This window comes from Cutibacterium nasicola (assembly GCF_051303185.1).
Classification (GTDB): Bacteria; Actinomycetota; Actinomycetes; order Propionibacteriales; family Propionibacteriaceae; genus Cutibacterium.
This window is the reverse complement of record NZ_JBPPGE010000002.1, coordinates 183,352-199,439: the sequence shown is the minus strand read 5'-3', so window position 1 is coordinate 199,439 and position 16,088 is coordinate 183,352. Positions and strand designations below refer to the sequence as shown.

General features: G+C 62.6%; 21 protein-coding genes. 8 read left to right on the top strand and 13 right to left on the bottom strand.

What is annotated here, in order from left to right; all coding sequences use genetic code 11:
* The first annotated feature begins 1 nt into the window (after window position 1).
* The 3 genes from ACSJJT_RS04765 (at window position 2) to ACSJJT_RS04755 (ending at window position 3,050) form a co-directional block, all read left to right on the top strand.
* Window positions 2-430, top strand: a complete 429-nt coding sequence (locus ACSJJT_RS04765) for a transcriptional regulator GutM (RefSeq protein ID WP_435917212.1) — start codon at window positions 2-4, stop codon at window positions 428-430.
* 60 nt (window positions 431-490) lie between these two features.
* The gene (locus tag ACSJJT_RS04760; protein ID WP_435917210.1) at window positions 491-1,789 is read left to right on the top strand and encodes an NAD(P)H-dependent oxidoreductase; all 1,299 of its coding nucleotides are present in this window, start codon (window positions 491-493) and stop codon (window positions 1,787-1,789) included.
* A 304-nt stretch (window positions 1,790-2,093) separates the two neighbouring features.
* On the top strand, window positions 2,094-3,050 hold the full coding sequence (locus tag ACSJJT_RS04755; RefSeq protein WP_435917208.1) for a sugar-binding transcriptional regulator: 957 nt from the start codon (window positions 2,094-2,096) through the stop codon (window positions 3,048-3,050).
* A 65-nt stretch (window positions 3,051-3,115) separates the two neighbouring features.
* On the opposite strand, the gene ACSJJT_RS04750 is transcribed toward ACSJJT_RS04755, so the two are convergent.
* The 3 genes from ACSJJT_RS04750 to ACSJJT_RS04740 are packed head-to-tail and all read right to left on the bottom strand — an operon-like array spanning window position 3,116 to window position 5,217.
* Window positions 3,116-3,958, bottom strand: a complete 843-nt coding sequence (locus tag ACSJJT_RS04750; RefSeq protein WP_435917207.1) for a class II fructose-bisphosphate aldolase — start codon at window positions 3,956-3,958, stop codon at window positions 3,116-3,118.
* A 4-nt stretch (window positions 3,959-3,962) separates the two neighbouring features.
* Window positions 3,963-4,496, bottom strand: coding sequence for a YjbQ family protein (locus tag ACSJJT_RS04745; protein ID WP_016666977.1), 534 nt, complete (start codon window positions 4,494-4,496; stop codon window positions 3,963-3,965).
* 31 nt (window positions 4,497-4,527) lie between these two features.
* Window positions 4,528-5,217 (bottom strand): triose-phosphate isomerase, encoded by a 690-nt coding sequence (locus tag ACSJJT_RS04740; RefSeq protein ID WP_270236765.1) that lies wholly within the window; start codon window positions 5,215-5,217, stop codon window positions 4,528-4,530.
* Between the two features lie 236 nt (window positions 5,218-5,453).
* Between ACSJJT_RS04740 and ispD the strand changes: the two genes are divergently transcribed.
* Together ispD and ispF are read left to right on the top strand one after the other, a co-directional pair.
* Window positions 5,454-6,269, top strand: a complete 816-nt coding sequence (gene ispD / locus ACSJJT_RS04735; RefSeq protein ID WP_435917206.1) for a 2-C-methyl-D-erythritol 4-phosphate cytidylyltransferase — start codon at window positions 5,454-5,456, stop codon at window positions 6,267-6,269.
* Window positions 6,269-6,751 carry a 2-C-methyl-D-erythritol 2,4-cyclodiphosphate synthase gene (gene ispF / locus ACSJJT_RS04730; RefSeq protein WP_435917205.1) on the top strand — a complete coding sequence of 161 codons (483 nt, stop codon included), beginning with the start codon at window positions 6,269-6,271 and terminating at the stop codon, window positions 6,749-6,751. The genes ispD and ispF overlap by 1 nt, the downstream gene beginning before the upstream one ends.
* Here the strand turns inward: ispF and ACSJJT_RS04725 are convergent.
* Entirely contained in the window at window positions 6,729-7,124 is a 396-nt protein-coding gene (locus tag ACSJJT_RS04725; RefSeq protein ID WP_435917204.1) for a PTS glucitol/sorbitol transporter subunit IIA, read from the bottom strand. The genes ispF and ACSJJT_RS04725 overlap by 23 nt on opposite strands.
* 198 nt (window positions 7,125-7,322) lie before the next feature.
* Between ACSJJT_RS04725 and ACSJJT_RS04720 the strand changes: the two genes are divergently transcribed.
* On the top strand, window positions 7,323-7,619 hold the full coding sequence (locus tag ACSJJT_RS04720) for a PTS sugar transporter subunit IIB (protein ID WP_435917202.1): 297 nt from the start codon (window positions 7,323-7,325) through the stop codon (window positions 7,617-7,619).
* Window positions 7,620-7,708: 89 nt separating this feature from the next.
* On the opposite strand, the gene ACSJJT_RS04715 is transcribed toward ACSJJT_RS04720, so the two are convergent.
* From ACSJJT_RS04715 to ACSJJT_RS04705, 3 genes are all read right to left on the bottom strand, one after another.
* Window positions 7,709-8,194 (bottom strand): CarD family transcriptional regulator, encoded by a 486-nt coding sequence (locus ACSJJT_RS04715; RefSeq protein WP_435917201.1) that lies wholly within the window; start codon window positions 8,192-8,194, stop codon window positions 7,709-7,711.
* Window positions 8,195-8,569: 375 nt separating this feature from the next.
* Window positions 8,570-9,250, bottom strand: coding sequence for a response regulator transcription factor (locus ACSJJT_RS04710; protein ID WP_435917200.1), 681 nt, complete (start codon window positions 9,248-9,250; stop codon window positions 8,570-8,572).
* Complete coding sequence (locus ACSJJT_RS04705) at window positions 9,247-10,428, bottom strand: sensor histidine kinase (protein WP_435917199.1); 1,182 nt, start codon at window positions 10,426-10,428, stop codon at window positions 9,247-9,249. Before ACSJJT_RS04705 ends, ACSJJT_RS04710 begins: the two co-directional genes overlap by 4 nt.
* A 159-nt stretch (window positions 10,429-10,587) precedes the next feature.
* Here ACSJJT_RS04705 and phoU point away from each other — a divergent pair, with 159 nt between their 5' ends.
* Window positions 10,588-11,256, top strand: coding sequence for a phosphate signaling complex protein PhoU (phoU, locus tag ACSJJT_RS04700; protein ID WP_435917198.1), 669 nt, complete (start codon window positions 10,588-10,590; stop codon window positions 11,254-11,256).
* 150 nt (window positions 11,257-11,406) lie between these two features.
* Here phoU and ACSJJT_RS04695 read toward each other — a convergent pair whose 3' ends face one another.
* A complete protein-coding gene (locus ACSJJT_RS04695; protein ID WP_435917197.1) occupies window positions 11,407-11,592 on the bottom strand; it encodes a hypothetical protein in 186 nt (61 codons plus the stop codon).
* 67 nt (window positions 11,593-11,659) lie between these two features.
* Here ACSJJT_RS04695 and ACSJJT_RS04690 point away from each other — a divergent pair, with 67 nt between their 5' ends.
* Window positions 11,660-12,493, top strand: a complete 834-nt coding sequence (locus ACSJJT_RS04690; RefSeq protein ID WP_435917196.1) for a polysaccharide deacetylase family protein — start codon at window positions 11,660-11,662, stop codon at window positions 12,491-12,493.
* 161 nt (window positions 12,494-12,654) lie between these two features.
* Here the strand turns inward: ACSJJT_RS04690 and ACSJJT_RS04685 are convergent, their stop codons facing one another.
* The 5 genes from ACSJJT_RS04685 to ACSJJT_RS04665 form a co-directional block, all read right to left on the bottom strand.
* Window positions 12,655-13,404, bottom strand: coding sequence for a phosphoglyceromutase (locus ACSJJT_RS04685; RefSeq protein WP_435917195.1), 750 nt, complete (start codon window positions 13,402-13,404; stop codon window positions 12,655-12,657).
* A 53-nt stretch (window positions 13,405-13,457) separates the two neighbouring features.
* The gene (locus ACSJJT_RS04680; RefSeq protein ID WP_435917194.1) at window positions 13,458-14,492 is read right to left on the bottom strand and encodes a zinc-dependent alcohol dehydrogenase; all 1,035 of its coding nucleotides are present in this window, start codon (window positions 14,490-14,492) and stop codon (window positions 13,458-13,460) included.
* Window positions 14,489-15,139, bottom strand: a complete 651-nt coding sequence (locus tag ACSJJT_RS04675; RefSeq protein WP_435917193.1) for a class II aldolase/adducin family protein — start codon at window positions 15,137-15,139, stop codon at window positions 14,489-14,491. Before ACSJJT_RS04675 ends, ACSJJT_RS04680 begins: the two co-directional genes overlap by 4 nt.
* A 2-nt stretch (window positions 15,140-15,141) precedes the next feature.
* Window positions 15,142-15,600, bottom strand: coding sequence for a PTS sugar transporter subunit IIA (locus tag ACSJJT_RS04670; RefSeq protein WP_435917192.1), 459 nt, complete (start codon window positions 15,598-15,600; stop codon window positions 15,142-15,144).
* Window positions 15,601-15,667: 67 nt separating this feature from the next.
* Window positions 15,668-16,087, bottom strand: coding sequence for a hypothetical protein (locus ACSJJT_RS04665; protein WP_435917191.1), 420 nt, complete (start codon window positions 16,085-16,087; stop codon window positions 15,668-15,670).
* Window position 16,088: the final 1 nt, after the last annotated feature.

Sequence of the window (16,088 nt, the reverse complement as noted above, 5' to 3'; positions counted from 1 at the left end):
GGTGACGACCGTGGAATGGCAGTTCGCACTGTTCCTGGGTGTCGCACTCGTGCTCTGCGGCGTGATGTCGGTGCATCAATCACGTACTTTCCAACGGGCGGTCCGACGTGCCGCCGCCGAGTACTCAACTGGGGATCACGTCCTCGTGACCGGGAGGGGCAGGGGAAGGCTGCGTGGAGCCATCGTCCTACTCGTCGTGGAGCGGGCTACCAAGCGTGTCGTCTCGGCCAAGGTCATGTCGGGATCGACGGTGCTGGCGCGACTGCGAGGAGTGGACCAGCTCCTGGGACCACTTGACGACATCGCCACGAGGACACGTGACAAGCAGGTGAGGCGAGCCCTGGCTCAGGCGACCGAGCAGTTCGACAACGTCGCTGGCACCTCGTCGCCCAAGATGATCCAACGCATTTCGGTCCCCGTCGTGGCTTGAGACACCGACGCACCACACACATCCGTCATCAACACACCTTGTTCGGAGAGGAAGATAGTTATGGGATACACCACAAGACTGCTGGACAGGCAGGCCAAGCTGGGACGACCGGTGAGGGTCGGTATCGTCGGAGCCGGGCAGATGGGGCGAGGTCTCATTGCGCAGGTCCACCTAGCCAAGGGCATGGAGGTCGTCGCGGTGGCGGACATCGACGTCGACCGAGCGACAGGAGCCCTCAAGGATGCAGGGTGCGATGACGTCGTCTTCGCCCAAGATGTCGAAGAGGCCGCCCGGCTCATCGAGGAGGGCAGGTCGGTCGCCATTGACGACGGTCTCACCATGCCGAAGTTGCCAATCGACTTCGTGCTCGAGGTCTCCGGAATCCCGGAGGTCGCAGCTCAGATCGCCTACGCCTCCATCGTCAACGGCAAGGACGTCGGACTGATGACCGTCGAGGCGGACGTCACTGTCGGCCTGCTGCTGTCCTCGATGGCCAACTCCGGGAACTCGGTGTACACGGTCTGCCGAGGTGACGAGCCGATCGAGTGCGTCAAGCTCATCGAGTACGCCGAGGATCTAGGTCTGGACGTTGTCGCCGCTGGCAAGGGCAAGAACAACCCGAACCGTCCCACCGACGTACCCGAGGATGTCATGGCCGAGGCACATGACAAGAAGATGAACCCAAAGATGCTGTGTTCGTTCACTGACGGCACCAAGACACAGATCGAGATGTGCGCTCTATCCAATGCCTCGGGCTACAAGGTCGAGGTACCGGGCATGCATGGAATTGAGTGTGACGTCGACGACCTCACCAAGAAGCTCGTCCCGGCGAAGGATGGGGGCATCATCGAAGGCAAGGAGAAGGTCGTCGAGTACGTTACCGGTAACGTCGCTCCCGGAGTATTCGCCATCGTGAGGTCCGACAGCCCCGTGGTCACCGAGGAGCTGCAGTACCTCCACCTCGGCGACGGCCCGTACTTCGCCCTTTATCGTCCGTTCCACCTCGCGTCGATCGAGGCCGACCTGTCCATCGGCGAGGCCGTGCTGGATCGCAGCGCGTCGTTCCAGTCAAAGACGTGGACCTCCGAGGTCACGGCCCGGGCCAAGACCGATCTCAAGGCCGGTACGACGCTGGAAGGTATCGGTGGGCACCACGTCCATGGGTGGACGATCGACGCAGCGGATGCGCGGGACAAGCACGCGGTCCCGATTGGTGTCGTGGCCGGATGTGTGCTCAAGCGTGACGTTCCGGCTGGAACGATCCTGACCGAGGACGACGTTGAGATCGACGAGACCCGTCCCATCGTGGCAATGCGCCGTCTGCAGGACGCCCTGTTGGACAACGGCACGATCGGCTGACCAGCGGTCTGGCTGGCGGGGCAGGGGAGAGTCGGCCCCTGCCCCGCCCTTGAGCGGCTGGGAGCGAAAGAGCTCAGGAATGCTCTCCATGCGTTGTCACGCCCCCCGATGACATCAGCCTGGAAGAGGTCTGGGAGTCGATGACCCGAGTGATGACGATGGGGCACGAAGATCGTAGGCAGGGTGGTTGGCGGCTGTTCGACTGACGAACGAGATCTCCAGGGAGGTATGGGGCACCTCGTGATGGGGGAGGGGCTATTCTCCAGTCACAACAAGAGGGCGATGATGAGTGACGGGAGAAACCATGGCTGGCAGGCGTGACCTGGGTACCCTCGTCGAGGTTGCCAAGATGTACTACCTCGACGGTATCAACCAGTCCCGTATCGCCAAGACACTGGGAATCTCCACCTCGTCGGTGTCCCGAATGCTCAACCAGGCCCGTGAGACCGGTCTGGTGACAGTCGCGATCAACGACCCTCGTGAGGGAGTGGGCCGTAGGGAGGACCTCGAGGAGGCCCTCGCAGCCCGCTTCTGCCTGGAGTCGGCGTACGTCGCAGCCCACCGTCCCGGGGTCGCTCCGATGGATCTCGTGGCTCGGCTCGCCGCGGAGGTCGTCAACGGACGGCTTTCCCAGGTCAGTTCAATCGGGCTCAGTTGGGGCCGGACGGTCAGCGCCTTCGCCCACTGCTTCGAGCGGCCACGCTCCATGACCCCGTTGGACATTTACCCGCTTTCCGGTGGCATGTCAGTCAAGGACTCTGACGTCTCGGGGAACGCCTCGGTGCAGGCCCTGGCCCGACGCTGCGGTGGTAAGGCCCACCGGATCGACGCCCCGGTCATCGTTTCGTCGGCGCAGGTCTGTGCGGCCATGCTGGCCGAGCCGATTGTGTTGGAGGCCCTGCGTGACGCGGCGTCGTGTGAACTTGCTGTTGTCGGTATCGGCAGCATGGGTGTTCACTGGTCGGCGACGCTGTCACTGGCTGCCGTGCTGTCACCGGCAGAGATGGCCGAGGTGAGGGCCGCTGGAATAGCTGGCGACGTGTGCGGACGAACACTCAATGATGACGGCGAGGCGGTCCGCACGTCGGTCGACGACCACCTCATCGGCCTGACTCTCGACGAGTTGCGGGACATACCAGAGGTCATCGGGATTGCTGCGGGCGCCGAGAAGTCACGAGGCGTTGCCGGGGTCCTGCGGTCCGGGATTGTGCAGTCGGTCGTCGTCGACGAGCAGCTTGCGGATGTGGTCCTGTCGACCTGACCACACCAGGACGTGAGCGTGGGCCGGAACCCATCAGGGCACCGACCCACGTACGGTGAATGGCCTCAGCTCGCGGTCAGGGCGGTGGCGAACGCCTCGACGTCCTTCTCGATCGCATGGGACGCACGGGCGGCGACGTCGGAGAAGACGAGGACCTCCGGATCGTCTGTGAGCATCGTCCTCGTGGCATCCAAGGCTGCCTTGACCGAGTACGTGTAGTAGTTGATCTTGCGAACACCGTGCCGGATCGACTGCTGGTACTCCTCGATCGACAGGCCCGACCCGCCGTGCATGACGATCGGGACGCCCGTGGTCTCACGAAGTTGTGTGATGAGATCGAGGTTCAGGTGGGGTTCGCGGTGGTACAGGCCGTGAACTGTGCCGAAGGCCGCTGCGAGGGCGGTGACCCCGGTGCGCTTCACGAATTCGCCGGCTACCGCAGGGTCGGTGAAGAGTGCGGAGTCCGCCACCCCTTGGCTGGGGTCGCCGTTCTCATTGCCCGTCATGACTCCGAGTTCACCCTCCACACCGTGCGGGCCCACAAGTTCTACGGCTGCGCTGGTGATCGCGATGTTTTCCTCGAACGAGAGACGGGACCCGTCCAGCATGAATGAGTTGAAGCCGACGTCGAGTCCCTTCTGGAGGTAGTCGAGGTCTTCACCGTGGTCGACGTGGACCACGCAGGGCACACTGGACCGTCGGGCCAGTGCGACCATGGCTGGGCCGATGTCCTCGATCCGGTTGATGCCCTCGTGACTTTGCGCGTGGGCGAGGATGATCGGGGTGTCGTGGCGTTCGGCGACGCGTATCGCCGCGGTGAGCGACTCGAAGATGGGTGTGTTCACCGCTGCGACAGCGAGGTGGTGCTGTTCGGCCCACGTCAGGGCCTCTGACAGTTCGACGAGCATGGTGTCACTCCCCGATCACGGCCACCTTGACCTTGCGATCACGCTCCCGGTTGGGGTCCCAGTCCACGAAGTAGATGTAACCGACGGCGCCGATCTGGGGCTCGCCATCCTCGATGACGAAGGTCTGCGACGCGCCGATGAGGGTTCCTCGCAGGTGTGCCTCGGTGTTGAGGAGGCTCCCGAGGTCCGGGACGAGAATGGTGTCACCGGTGGCATGGCCGGCATCGGTCATCGCCTCGACGGCCTCCACGTGGGCTGGACCAGGATGGTAATACTGGTTGTTCGTCATGCACCGGGGGAAGATTTTGTCCAGCCCCTCGTTGAGGTCGGCCTGGAGGTACTCGTCGCCCGCGAAGTCGACGTCGTGGCAGTACTCCTCGAAGAAGACCGAGCACGTCGTGTGGGTCGATGCAACGGTGCAGATGCCGTTCTTGATGCCCGACTCGGTGATGATCCTGCGGACGTCATTGGTGATCTCGAAGTAGGTCGGGCGTCCGGCCTTGGAACGGACCTGGATGGTGTCTGTGTGGACTGTCATGATGGTGCCTTTCTAGTTGTGAAGGTGTGGATCAGCTGTTGCGACGGTTCTTCTCGGCCTTGAGCGGGATGAGCATGTCGGTGATGCGTTCTCGCCAATCGGGTGCGCAGACGATTCCCGACGTTCCGCCCGATGCATCTGCGCCCAGTGACAGCACTCGGGCGACATCGTGCCCGGAAGAAACTCCAGCGCCCTGGAGAACCATGATGGATGGATTGACCTTCTTGACTGCGAGAGTCGAGTCTGCGATGTAGTCGTCTGCCGTAAGTGCGCCTTTACCGATCTGCGCAGTGGGTTCACAGATCATGACGTCGGGGCCCATTTCTGCGACGACGCGACACTGCACGAGGGTGTCTGCGCAGACAACCGTGAGAAGCCCGACTTCGCGGGCGCGCGTGATACTGGCATCCAGGTCCGCCAGGGTCAGCGGATGCTCAGCGTGATTCAGTACGACCGCCTTGGCACCTGCTGCCACCAAGGACTCGGGAAGGACATGTCCCATTCCCCGGCCCGGCGTGATCGGGTCCATGTGTTGGGCTGCCACGATGATGTGGTTCGTCTTCTCGGCGATAAGACGGAGGTCGGTGTGCTGGGCGGTCACCATGATGTCAACACCGTGGGTGGCTGACAGTTCGTCTGCCAACATCGCCATGCGAAGCATCTCGTCGCCGAAGAGGTATGCCTTGGGGTTGATGATGAGGAAAGGTGCCTGTCGGATCATGACGCGCCTCCGTTGGTGCATAAAGTTGCAGTTACAGTGGGCAAAGTTGCTATATGGCAATTTTGACATGCTCGGATCCAAGGTGCAAGAGGTTGCGCAACAGATGGTGATGATCCCGTACTGTGGGTCGGGCGGAGAACTCGCGTGCGTTGGTGGTCCGAGAAGGTCACACATCTGATCCGGTGACGTCGCGACCGCCACCCTTCCCGGTCGTCGCGACCGCTATTGTTCGATCCATGACACCTACACAATCCGTCACCGCTACGCACCCACGAGTGGCGGTTGTCGTTGCAGCCGGTCTGGGAACACGGTTCGGTGGTCCTGTCCCCAAGCAAGTCACCTCGTTGACCGGGAAGGCCGTTGTCGCGGTTGCGGTGGAGTCCCTGGCCGCTGGAGGTTGCGATGAGGCCGTCGTGGTGGTGAAGGAAGGGATGCACAATCATCTGCAGCTGGCATTGGCTGCGTCTCCCATCCCGGTTCACTTCGTGACTGGAGGGGATACGCGTCAGGAGTCGGTTCGTAACGGCCTGAGGTTCGTTGCGAAGCATCATCGTTTGGGCGCAGCCACGACGGTGCTCATCCATGACGCGGTGCGGCCATTGGTGCCTGCGTACGTTGTTGAGAACGTCATCGCGAAAGTCGAGAACGGCGCTGTTGCAGTGACTCCTGTCATCGATGTGGTCGATACCATCCGCCAAGTTGACGGGGATACGTCGTCGGTCATTGACCGGTCCACCCTGCGGGCAGTCCAGACCCCACAGGGGTTCAACCGGGCCGTCATCACCGAGTGTCATGAGCAACTGTTGATTGAAGGTGGGGCGGTGACCGATGACATTTCCTGCTGTGAGCGGTACGGTCACCGAGCCACCCTGGTGGAGGGCTCGCGGATGGCGCTCAAGATCACTGAACCGGTCGATCTCGACATCGCCGAGGTCCTGGCCAAGGCTGCGGCTGGGGCCGGTCACCATTCTGGTCGTCGCGTCGGTCGGATGTTGCGGGCGGTCACCCCGAGCAATGTCGTCGACAAGTTGGGCCACGGGGGCAAGGAGTGATGGAAATTCGGACCGGGATCGGGACCGACGTCCATCAGCTGAGCGACGGCGTGCCGATGCACGTTGCTGGCCTTCACTTCCCTGACGAGACGGTCGGCCTGGCCGGTCATTCTGACGGTGACGTCGCCTGCCACGCCATGTGTGACGCCCTGCTGTCGGCTACCGGACTGGGGGATGTTGGCTCCGTCTTCGGAACCTCGGATCCGCGATGGGCCGGAGCTGCCGGAGTGGTTCTGCTTGGCCGCGTGATTGAACTCGTCACCGCCGACGGATGGACGATCCAGAACGCCGCGGTGCAGATCGTGGGACAACGCCCGCGCATGGCGGCGCGCCGGGCTGAGGCGGAAGCCACGCTGGCGAAGACGGTGGGTGCCCCCGTGTCAGTGTCTGCGACGACGACCGATCATCTCGGATTCACCGGACGTGGTGAAGGGGTGGCAGCAATCGCATCAGCCCTCGTCACTCGGCAGGCTCGATCGTGAGGATCGCGCCCTGGTCAGGCAACTGCGGCTGAGGCCCGGAAACCTTGATGGCCCCTGCGAGCAGGGACTGGTTGGGGGAGTTGAAGTACAACACGACGTGGCCAAGGTCGCCGAGGTTCGAGGTGGCTGACTGCCCGACCTCATCGATCGTGAAACGAGTGCCGGCGACGTTGAGGACGTCGCCGGGAACGATCTCGCGCCTGGGAGGCATGGGGGTGCGGCCACCGCGGTTGTGGAGCACGCAGATGTCCGACAGGGCATCAGGCACGGGTTCGCCGAACAGGACGACGACGCCAGTGTTCAGCATGTCCTGAGCTCCGTTGCCGACGCGGAGCACCACGGCATTCCACAGTGTGCTGCACGTAGTCGCCATGGCGGACCCCTCCTTGAGATGGGCGCTGTGCCCGTGACGGCACGGTACCATCCCTCCCAGTCTTCCAAAGACCCGCTGTCACCAGGGGACCCACCCCCCATCGAAGTGCGTGGACGGGATGCGTTTACCATCATGAAGGAACCCCTTGGTGGACCACATCCAAGGGCGACGAGGTTTCCCTGAGGAGGGGTGGTCACCATGATCGAGAAGAAGGTTCTCGTCTGCTGTGGCACTGGTATCGCGACGTCGGTGCAGGTCGCCAACAAGCTTCAGCGGCTATTGCGTGAGCGCGGAGTCAACGCCAAGATGGAGCACTGCCGCGTTGCAGAAGTGCCGCGAGTCGTCGAGGAATTCAGCCCTGACGCAATCGTCTCAACGACTGCAGTGAAGCAGCCCAATGAGAATGTCAAGATGTTCCGTGGCGTTGCATTCCTCACCGGTGTTGATGAAGGCCAGTTGGCAGACGAGATTGCAGACACGCTGAAGTCGTCATAAGCCCGTGACACAATATCGGGCACAAGTAACGGGGGTTCACCACAAAACAAATGTGGTGAACCCCCGTCACACAATCAGGGTGAACAGCCTCAGGAGGCGAGAATCTCGTCGAGCATCTCCTCGGCCTTGTCGTCCTCCACCTTCTTGGCGAGGGCGAGTTCGGAGACCAGTATCTGGCGAGCCTTGGAGAGCATTCGCTTCTCGCCGGCCGACAGGCCGCGGTCGCGCTCCCGGCGCCACAGGTCGCGAACAACCTCGGCGACCTTCAGGACGTTGCCGGAGTGGAGCTTCTCGAGGTTGGCCTTGTAGCGACGAGACCAGTTGGACGGCTCCTCGACGTTGGTCTTGCGAAGAACCTCGAAAACCTTCTCGAGGCCCTCGTCGTCAACGACGTCACGAACGCCGACAAGGTCGAGGTTGCTGGCTGGCACTCGCACAACCAAATCGTTCTGCCCAAGAATTCTCAGAACGAGGTAGAGCTTTTCCTCTCCCTTGATAGTGCGAGTCTCGATGTCTTCGATCACAGCAGCGCCATGATTTGGGTAGACAACGGTTTCACCAACGTTGAAAGTCATGTGTGTGGCCCCTTTCGATAAATTAATTATATCACATAATAGTTAGTGAAGTCAATTGTTGTTTCGCACGGGCCTCCGAAACGGTGCTACCGTTGTTCGTCACGTCGTCGACGCAGTGGGGCGAGAGGTCCTCGGCTGTCTGGATTGATCAGGGACGCACAGCAGACGCCAATCCGGCTCAACGCAGCAGCGATGAAGCACCCTGGGGGAGGAGACTCCACGATGATCGACCTTCGCTGGACGACCGCTGCCCTTGCTGCCGTCGGAATTACTGGGTAGCCGCTCAACTCGAACAACTCCCTGACGGATCCCTCGAACATACGACACGGCCCCGGTCAGGGCCGGGACCGCGTTCGCCGTTTGGTGGAAGTCGTCTCACGCCTGGAACTTGTAACCGAGTCCACGCACGGTGATGATCCGCACCGGGTGAGAGGAATCCTCCTCGATCTTTGCACGCAACCTCTTGACGTGGACGTCGAGGGTCTTGGTGTCGCCGACGTAGTCGACTCCCCAGACCCGGTCGATGAGGGACGCCCGGGTCATGACTCGTCCGGCATTGCGCAGCAACACCTCGAGCAGGTCGAATTCCTTGAGAGCGAGGCGCATGGTTTTCCCGTCGACACTGACCTCGTGGCGCTCGACGTCCATCCGCACCCCGTTCTCCTCAAGGACGTCGGGGGCGACCTCGATCTCTGGGCAACCGCGACGGGTGACGGCATGAATTCGCGCGACCAGCTCGCGGTGGCTGAAGGGCTTGGTGACGTAGTCGTCAGCTCCCAGCTCCAGACCGACGACCTTGTCGATCTCGGAATCCCTGGCCGTCACCATGATGATCCCGACGTTGCCACGCTGACGCAGCTGCCGACAGACCTCGGTCCCCGGGATTCCCGGCATCATGAGGTCAAGCAGGACGATGTCGGCGCCATTGCGGGAGTAACTTTCCAGTCCGTCGGTGCCGTTGGCCGCGGTGTCGACCTCAAATCCCTCCTTGCGCAGCATGAAGGCGGTGGCCTCGCGGTAGGACTCCTCGTCCTCGATGATGAGTACGCGGCTCATGACTCCTCCTGAGCGGATTCGTTGTAATGGTCGGCGTCAAGGGTGGGAAGTCGAAGGGTGAACGTGGACCCCTGGCCCAGTTTGCTCCACACGTCGACGGATCCCCCGTGCGCCTGGCAGGTGTGTTTGACCAGCGACAAGCCCAGGCCGGTTCCACCGTTTTCCCGGGAGCGGGAATAGTCAACCCGGTAGAACCGTTCGAAGATGCGTTCCTGGTCGGCCTCACTGATGCCAATTCCGTTGTCGGCGACAGCAATCTCGATGACGTCGGTGTCGACGTCACGGACTCGTCTGGCCGAGACTGCCACCCGTGCTTTCGACTCGGAGTACACGATGGCATTCTGAACGAGGTTGGCGATGGCCTCGGTGAGCTGATTCTGGTCCCCGAGCACCCACAGGTCGTCGTCGCAGCGTGCTACCAGGGAGACCTCCCGGTTGGTCGCCAGTTCACGATGGCGGGAGACGGCCTCGTCGATGATGTCGGCGACGGACACCGGCTCGGCGCGGAGCAGGGGCTCGTCCGCCTGCAATCGTGACAAGTCGATGAGTTGCGTCACGAGGTCGGACAGCCTCGTCGACTCCGCAGTCAGTCGCTGGGAGAAGTGGCGGACGGCGTCTGGATCATCGGCGGCGCCCTCGATGGCCTCGGCGAGGATGGACACGGCGCCGATGGGGGTCTTCAATTCATGGGAGACGTTGGCGACGAAGTCCCGGCGTGTCTCGGCGAGCCTGATGTGCCGGGAGCTGTCCGTCGCAGAGATGATCGCGTTGCCGTGGCCGTCAAGGGGGCCCACGCGGACGGTCAGGTTGAGGTTGGCCCCGGTGGATGCCCGCTTCACCTCCAGGGTGTCGACGATGTCGCGGTCTTCCCGTCGTGCGGTGCGCACCGCATTGAGGAGGGCGTCGTCGGCGATCCGTGAGCCGCGCACGAGTTCCATTGACCGGGCGCCCACAGTGGTGTGGAGCACCTCGTCATGGGGTCCGGCGATGACGGCTGCCTCAGTGGCCAGGTCAAGTGCTCGGGCGAGAGTCGGATCGACCTCGAGGGCTTCAATCTCGGTGGCGAGGGTGTCGACGGGGTGACGAGATGAGTCCACTGCCCGGATGATGAGGACCGTCAATCCGGCGCCGACGACGGCACCAATGATCGTTGCCAGAATCATGCCCACACTTTGCATGATAGGGGGGCGGTCGTCATCCTTGTCACCCACTGTCACAAAGGGATGCCATGGTCACTGGCCGTTCACTCAAGGTTCACAGCGGCGCCACGTGGGAGAAACATCCTGGTCGACAGGGTCGATAGGCTTGGTGAGAGCCCACTACGGAAGGACACCGGCATGCGCGAGAGCTACCACGACGAGCTCAATGCCACCAGTGGCAGGATCCTGACGATGGCCGAGTTGGTCCGAGTTGCCGTCAAGGACGCCACCGCGGCTCTCATCGGAGCGGACCTGACCACCGCCGAGCGCGTCATCTCTGATGATTCCAAGGTCGACGCCCTCAACGGGGAGATCGAGCGTCGTTGCTTCGATCTGCTCGCCCGTCAGGCCCCGGTCGCCGGTGAGCTGCGCACCGTCGTCGCGATGTTGAGGATGTGTTACGAGCTCGCTCGAATGGGCGACCTCGCGGCCCACGTCGCCAAGATCGCTCGTCTGCGTTTCCCCGAGGTCGCGGTGCCGCCGGTCGTGGCCGACGAGTTCGTCGAGATGTCGAAGATCGCCGACTCCATGATTGTCAAGGCTGAGAAGACCCTCGCCGATCGCGACGCGGAGGCTGCCGAGTCCCTGGCGGCGGAGGATTCCAAGATGGACGAGCTGCGTCGTGACCAGTTCCGTCTGTTGCTGGGTGACGACTGGACCTATGGCGTCGAGAGTGCTGTCGACACCGCTCTGCTCGGCCGTTACTACGAGCGCATTGCAGACCACGCCGTTGCCGTCGGTTCTCGCGTCATCTACATCGTCACCGGCCATGGGCCGGCTGGCGAGGACTGGCCCACTGCCTACTGATCGCATCGAGGCGTGACGCATCCTGCGTCGGCTTGTACTGCCGGTGACATGAGGGGCGTGTCGCGAATTGGGACACCTCGTACTGAGTACCTAGAATCGGGGTGCCCAACCTGCCGTGGTACACGGCTGATAGTTTTCAGTGAGGTCTCGTCACATGGCTTTTGCCTTCCGCAGAAAAACGACGGCTGGAGCTGTCGTTCTCGTCACCACCGTTTCGATGGCCATCGCCGGGTGCGCCAGTAGCGATCCGGAGTCTGCCAATTCTCCGTCGAAGCCGGTCGCCAGCTCAGCCCAGTCGGCATCCAAGGCTCCGGCATCCAAGGTCCCGACTTCCAAGACTCCTGCCGCCAAACCCAGCGTCTCGAGTGGCGCGAGTGTGTCGGCAGGAATGCCAAGTGGCCCGGTGCCCGCTGGTAAATATGGCGTTGGCGCCGCTGTGACGAAGCCGGATTGCGCAGAACCGCCCTCGAACTACTCGTCCTTCAAGGCCCCCGGCACCGTGGTCAAGGACATCGACGGCCTGGAGCCCGGAACGAACCATGGCACAGCTGCTGACAAGTACGTCTACCCCGCTTCCGTGGTGAACGAGTGGCTGGCGAAGCCGTCGACCCAGCCGAAGGACAAGAAGATCGTCTTCGTGACCTTCGACGATGGTCCGACGACCAAGTTCACCGCCGAGCAGCTCGACAACCTCGAGAAGGCCGGTGCCCGTGCGACCTTCTTCATGATCGCCCCGCAGCTGCGTGACGTAAGCAAGGAGATGCTCAGCCGTTCGCTCAAGATGGGCAATGCCCTCGCCTCGCACTCCTACTCGCACGACTACGATTACCTCTACCCCGGCCACGCCGCCAACGCCAAGCACATCAGCTGTGACTGGGACTGGGCCACTGCCCAGTCGCGGGCAATCCTGGGATCGAGCTACTTCTCCTCGGCCTTCCGCTACCCGGGCGGTCACATGTCCTGGACCAAGCTGTCCCAGGCTGACCAGGCTCTGGCCAAGCGCGGCGTTGCCTGGATCGACTGGAACGCCATGAGCGGCGACGCTGACGTCCAGCGTCCCAAGACCGTCGACGGTTACCTGAAGATGGTCAAGAAGACCATCAACGAGTCTGGTGACCCGAATGTCGTCGTCATCCTCAACCACGACACCTACGGAAAGCAGATGACGGCCGAAGCCATGCCGTCCATCCTCAAGTGGCTCAAGAGCGAGGGCTACGAGTTCGGTGTGATCTCCTGATCCCACCTTCATCTGCACATGGAGCGGGGGGGTAGGGGGGGGGGTATGGGGGGTGTTTCCTTTGTGTTTCCGAGTTTTCGACTGCGAGCGTTGCGTCCCGCGGGAAGTCCTTTTGGGTCCCCCGCTCCATGTGGTTCCAGGACTTGGATGCCGTCACGAACTCACTTGTTTCCCTGGTTGGCGACGGCCTTGGCGCCGGCGGCAGCAGCCTCCGGGTCGAGGTAACGGCCACCCTTGGTGACGGGCTTGAGGTTGTCGTCAAGCTCGTAGAGCAGCGGGATACCGGTTGGAATGTTGAGTCCGGCGATGTCCTCGTCGCTGATCTCGTCGAGGTGCTTGACGAGGGCGCGCAGGGAGTTGCCATGGGCAGCCACCAGCACCGTCTTGCCTGCCTTGAGGTCGGCAGCGATGTCGGAGGTGAAGTACGGCACCATGCGGGCCACGACGTCCTTGAGGCACTCGGAGACGGGACGCTCGGCCTCCGGGATGTCGGCATAGCGCGGGTCATTGAACTGGCTGTACTCACCATTGTGCTCGAGGTTTGGCGGAGGGACGTCGTAGGAACGACGCCATGCCATGAACTGGTCGTTGCCGTACTTCTCCTTGGTCTCGGCCTTGTTCAGGCCCTGCAGAGCGCCGTAGTGTCGCTCGTTGAGGCGCCAGGAGCGACGCACCGGGATCCAGTGACGATCGCAGCCGTCCAGAGCCAGGTAGGCGGTGTGGATGGCGCGACGCAGCAGGGAGGTGTGGACGACGTCGGGGAGGAGGTTCTCCTTCTTGAGCAGGTCAGCGGCGTGGCGGGCCTCGCCCTCGCCCTTCTCATTGAGATCAACGTCCACCCAGCCGGTGAAAAGGTTCTTGGAGTTCCACTCGCTCTCGCCGTGGCGGAGCAGGATGAGCTTTGCAGTCATGCTTCCACCATAGTGCGCATCGGCGACGGGCTCGCAGGTGGTCTGTGATCTGTTCACGGAATCAGCGCGTACTTCGCCCCGTGACCGGCAGCCATGTCCTCCAGGCTCTCGACCAAGGCGTTGAGGGGACGCTCCTCTGTGACGAGGTCGTGGCCGTCAATGATTCCGCTTGTCAGCATGTCCAGCGCGGTAGCCACGTACTTCGGGGTGTGGTGGAAAACCCCCTTGACGAGGTACTCGTTGTAGTGCATTGCCGTGGTGTCGAGCGGCAAGCTTGATCCAGCCTTCGTGCCTCCGAACATGATTGCGGTCGCCCCTGGACGCAGACATGCCATGTTCTGTTCCCACACAGGGGCATATCCGGTCGCCTCGATGCCGATGTCGGCCCCGCGCCCAGCAGGGGTGCGCTTGCGAATGATGTCCCCGTACTCCCGCGGCATTCGGCCAGGGGCCAGGGCGACGATGTCGACCGCACCTGCATGGCTGGCCTGCTCGAGACGGGACACACTGGTGTCGACGCTGATGACGTGGGCACCGGACGCGGTGGCCAGGCGCACGAACATGAGTCCGATTGGCCCTGCGCCGTGGACGACGACGGTGTCCCCGAGCTGGATGCCAGCTTCGGCGATGCCGTGAACGACGCATGCCAGCGGTTCCAGGGGAGCTGCCGCGGAGAAGTCAATGTCGTCAGGTAGCAAATAGGTGTTGCGAGCGGTGATGCCAGCGCTGATGACGAGCTGCTCGGCAAAGGCGCCCCAGAGGAACTCGAGGTTCTCACAGAGGGATTCCCGGCCCTTCTGGCACGCCCAGCAATGGCCACATGGCACGGTGTTGGCGGCCACCACGCGATCACCGGGCTTGAACTTTGTCACCCCCTCGCCGATGGACTCGACGATGCCCGAGACCTCATGTCCGAACCGGCTCGGAGCTGGAGGCATGAGATGGTGCCCGCGGCGGTACGTCTTGAGATCTGTGCCGCAGGTGGTGGCTGCCTTGACGTCGATGCGGATCTCCCCGCGGCCCGGCGCCGGGGAAGGGACGTCGTCCAGGCTGACGTCTCCGGGACCATTGTAAATCCATGCCCTCATCGTGCACCCGGCTTTCCCAGACAGCTCGATCCGGTGATTTCGACCATTGCTTCGTCGAACTGCTCCGGGGTGAGAAGGGACGGGTTTCCGGCAGCGCGGGCGATGACCCACACCTTGCACACCCACTCCAGGTACTGGCAGAGGTTGTAGGCCGATGCCAGGGTGTCGTCCCAACATGCGGCCCCATGGTTACGTAGCAACACGGCTTTGCGGTCGACCATCGCCGTCGCGATGTTGTCTGCCAATTCCTGGGTGCCGAACCGGGCGTAATTGGCGACCCGTACCGGCCCGCCATGAGGGGCCAGCATGTAGTGGATGAGGGGGAGCTCGTCGCACAGCGTGCCTGCGACGGTACCGAAGACCGGATGCGTGTGGATGACCGCCCGGGCATCAGTGCGGGAGTAGATGAGTTCGTGGAACGGAACCTCGGTCGAGGGCTTGAGGCCTCCCTCGATGACGTTGCTGCTCATGTCCAGGACGCAGATCGAATCGGGGGTGAGCTGGTCATAGGGAACTCCCGATGGCGTGATGACGACGTGGTCGTCGACACGTTGGCTGATGTTTCCGGACGTCCCGAGGGTCAGTCCGTCCTCCGTCATCTTGAGGCAGTAATCAATGACCTGTTGTCGCTCATTCTTGTGCAGCATCGTCAATCCTCCACGGTTGCCAAGACATCCACGAGCTTGTCGGCGACCTCCTTGTGGCCGCCGTGCAGCAAGATCTGGTAGGAGGACTCGTCCTGGATGAGGGCGATGACAGCGCCGAGCATCCCGACCTGGTTGGCAGGATCAGTGACGAGAGGCCAGATGCTGAGCTGGACGTCGATACTGCGTTCCGGGTCGTCCATGGCATGGAAGGCGGTGCTCTCGCTGTTTCGACAGATCAGCACACCCGGGGAGATGACATGCTCGGGGTCGATGTGGGGAATGGCGATGGACACGTAGCCGAAGTCGAGCCCGGTGGGGAATTTCTTCTCTCGAGCGCTGACAGCCTCGAGGAAGCTGGGCTTCACCATGTTGTCGGCGGTGAGACGGTTGTTGACCTGGGCGTAAAGGCCATCCTGGGTGGTGGCGGTCACATCGGCCACGATGAGACGGGGCGTCGTCATTGCTCAAACTCCTGTTCGGATTGGACCTCGTGCCGGCGAGCTGTGGTCGCCGGCACGAAGGTTGGGGTCAGCGGGCACGGACGCGTCTGCGTGGTTTGGTCTGGGGTCTGATGCCCAGGACGTCGTCCCGGAATCGGATGAAATAGTTCGGCATTCGCGTCATGTAGACGACGAGGGCATCAGCATCACAGCGCTTCAACCACAGACCGTTGGCTGCTGGCATCCAGCGATGTCGGGCAGCTTCGGCGCGGATGATCGGGGTGAGGTGATCAGCCAACAGGTTGGGGCCTGCCCGACCCGCCTTGGACCACGTGGTGATCTCGGACCTCATCGCCTTCTCGGCCTCTTTGACGACGCGATTTCCGATGATCATGATGGCCATCCATGCGAGCAGCGGCACCATGAACCAGAGGAAGTGTTCCTGAAACCCTTCGATGGCTGAGCGCCACCAAGGGCCGAGGACCATGTCGAGCATGGACTCAACCATG

Coding starts and splice junctions, on each gene's coding strand:
- ACSJJT_RS04675 (WP_435917193.1), bottom strand. CDS start 15,139: ATGCTGCACAAGAATGAGCGACAACAGGTCATTGATTACTGCCTCAAG.
- ACSJJT_RS04750 (WP_435917207.1), bottom strand. CDS start 3,958: ATGCTCGTCGAACTGTCAGAGGCCCTGACGTGGGCCGAACAGCACCAC.
- ACSJJT_RS04685 (WP_435917195.1), bottom strand. CDS start 13,404: ATGACTGCAAAGCTCATCCTGCTCCGCCACGGCGAGAGCGAGTGGAAC.
- ACSJJT_RS04755 (WP_435917208.1), top strand. CDS start 2,094: ATGGCTGGCAGGCGTGACCTGGGTACCCTCGTCGAGGTTGCCAAGATG.
- ACSJJT_RS04710 (WP_435917200.1), bottom strand. CDS start 9,250: ATGAGCCGCGTACTCATCATCGAGGACGAGGAGTCCTACCGCGAGGCC.
- ACSJJT_RS04745 (WP_016666977.1), bottom strand. CDS start 4,496: ATGACAGTCCACACAGACACCATCCAGGTCCGTTCCAAGGCCGGACGC.
- ACSJJT_RS04665 (WP_435917191.1), bottom strand. CDS start 16,087: ATGGTTGAGTCCATGCTCGACATGGTCCTCGGCCCTTGGTGGCGCTCA.
- ACSJJT_RS04760 (WP_435917210.1), top strand. CDS start 491: ATGGGATACACCACAAGACTGCTGGACAGGCAGGCCAAGCTGGGACGA.
- ispD (WP_435917206.1), top strand. CDS start 5,454: ATGACACCTACACAATCCGTCACCGCTACGCACCCACGAGTGGCGGTT.
- ACSJJT_RS04740 (WP_270236765.1), bottom strand. CDS start 5,217: ATGATCCGACAGGCACCTTTCCTCATCATCAACCCCAAGGCATACCTC.
- ACSJJT_RS04670 (WP_435917192.1), bottom strand. CDS start 15,600: ATGACGACGCCCCGTCTCATCGTGGCCGATGTGACCGCCACCACCCAG.
- ACSJJT_RS04705 (WP_435917199.1), bottom strand. CDS start 10,428: ATGCAAAGTGTGGGCATGATTCTGGCAACGATCATTGGTGCCGTCGTC.
- ACSJJT_RS04725 (WP_435917204.1), bottom strand. CDS start 7,124: ATGGCGACTACGTGCAGCACACTGTGGAATGCCGTGGTGCTCCGCGTC.
- ispF (WP_435917205.1), top strand. CDS start 6,269: ATGGAAATTCGGACCGGGATCGGGACCGACGTCCATCAGCTGAGCGAC.
- ACSJJT_RS04715 (WP_435917201.1), bottom strand. CDS start 8,194: ATGACTTTCAACGTTGGTGAAACCGTTGTCTACCCAAATCATGGCGCT.
- ACSJJT_RS04680 (WP_435917194.1), bottom strand. CDS start 14,492: ATGAGGGCATGGATTTACAATGGTCCCGGAGACGTCAGCCTGGACGAC.
- ACSJJT_RS04720 (WP_435917202.1), top strand. CDS start 7,323: ATGATCGAGAAGAAGGTTCTCGTCTGCTGTGGCACTGGTATCGCGACG.
- phoU (WP_435917198.1), top strand. CDS start 10,588: ATGCGCGAGAGCTACCACGACGAGCTCAATGCCACCAGTGGCAGGATC.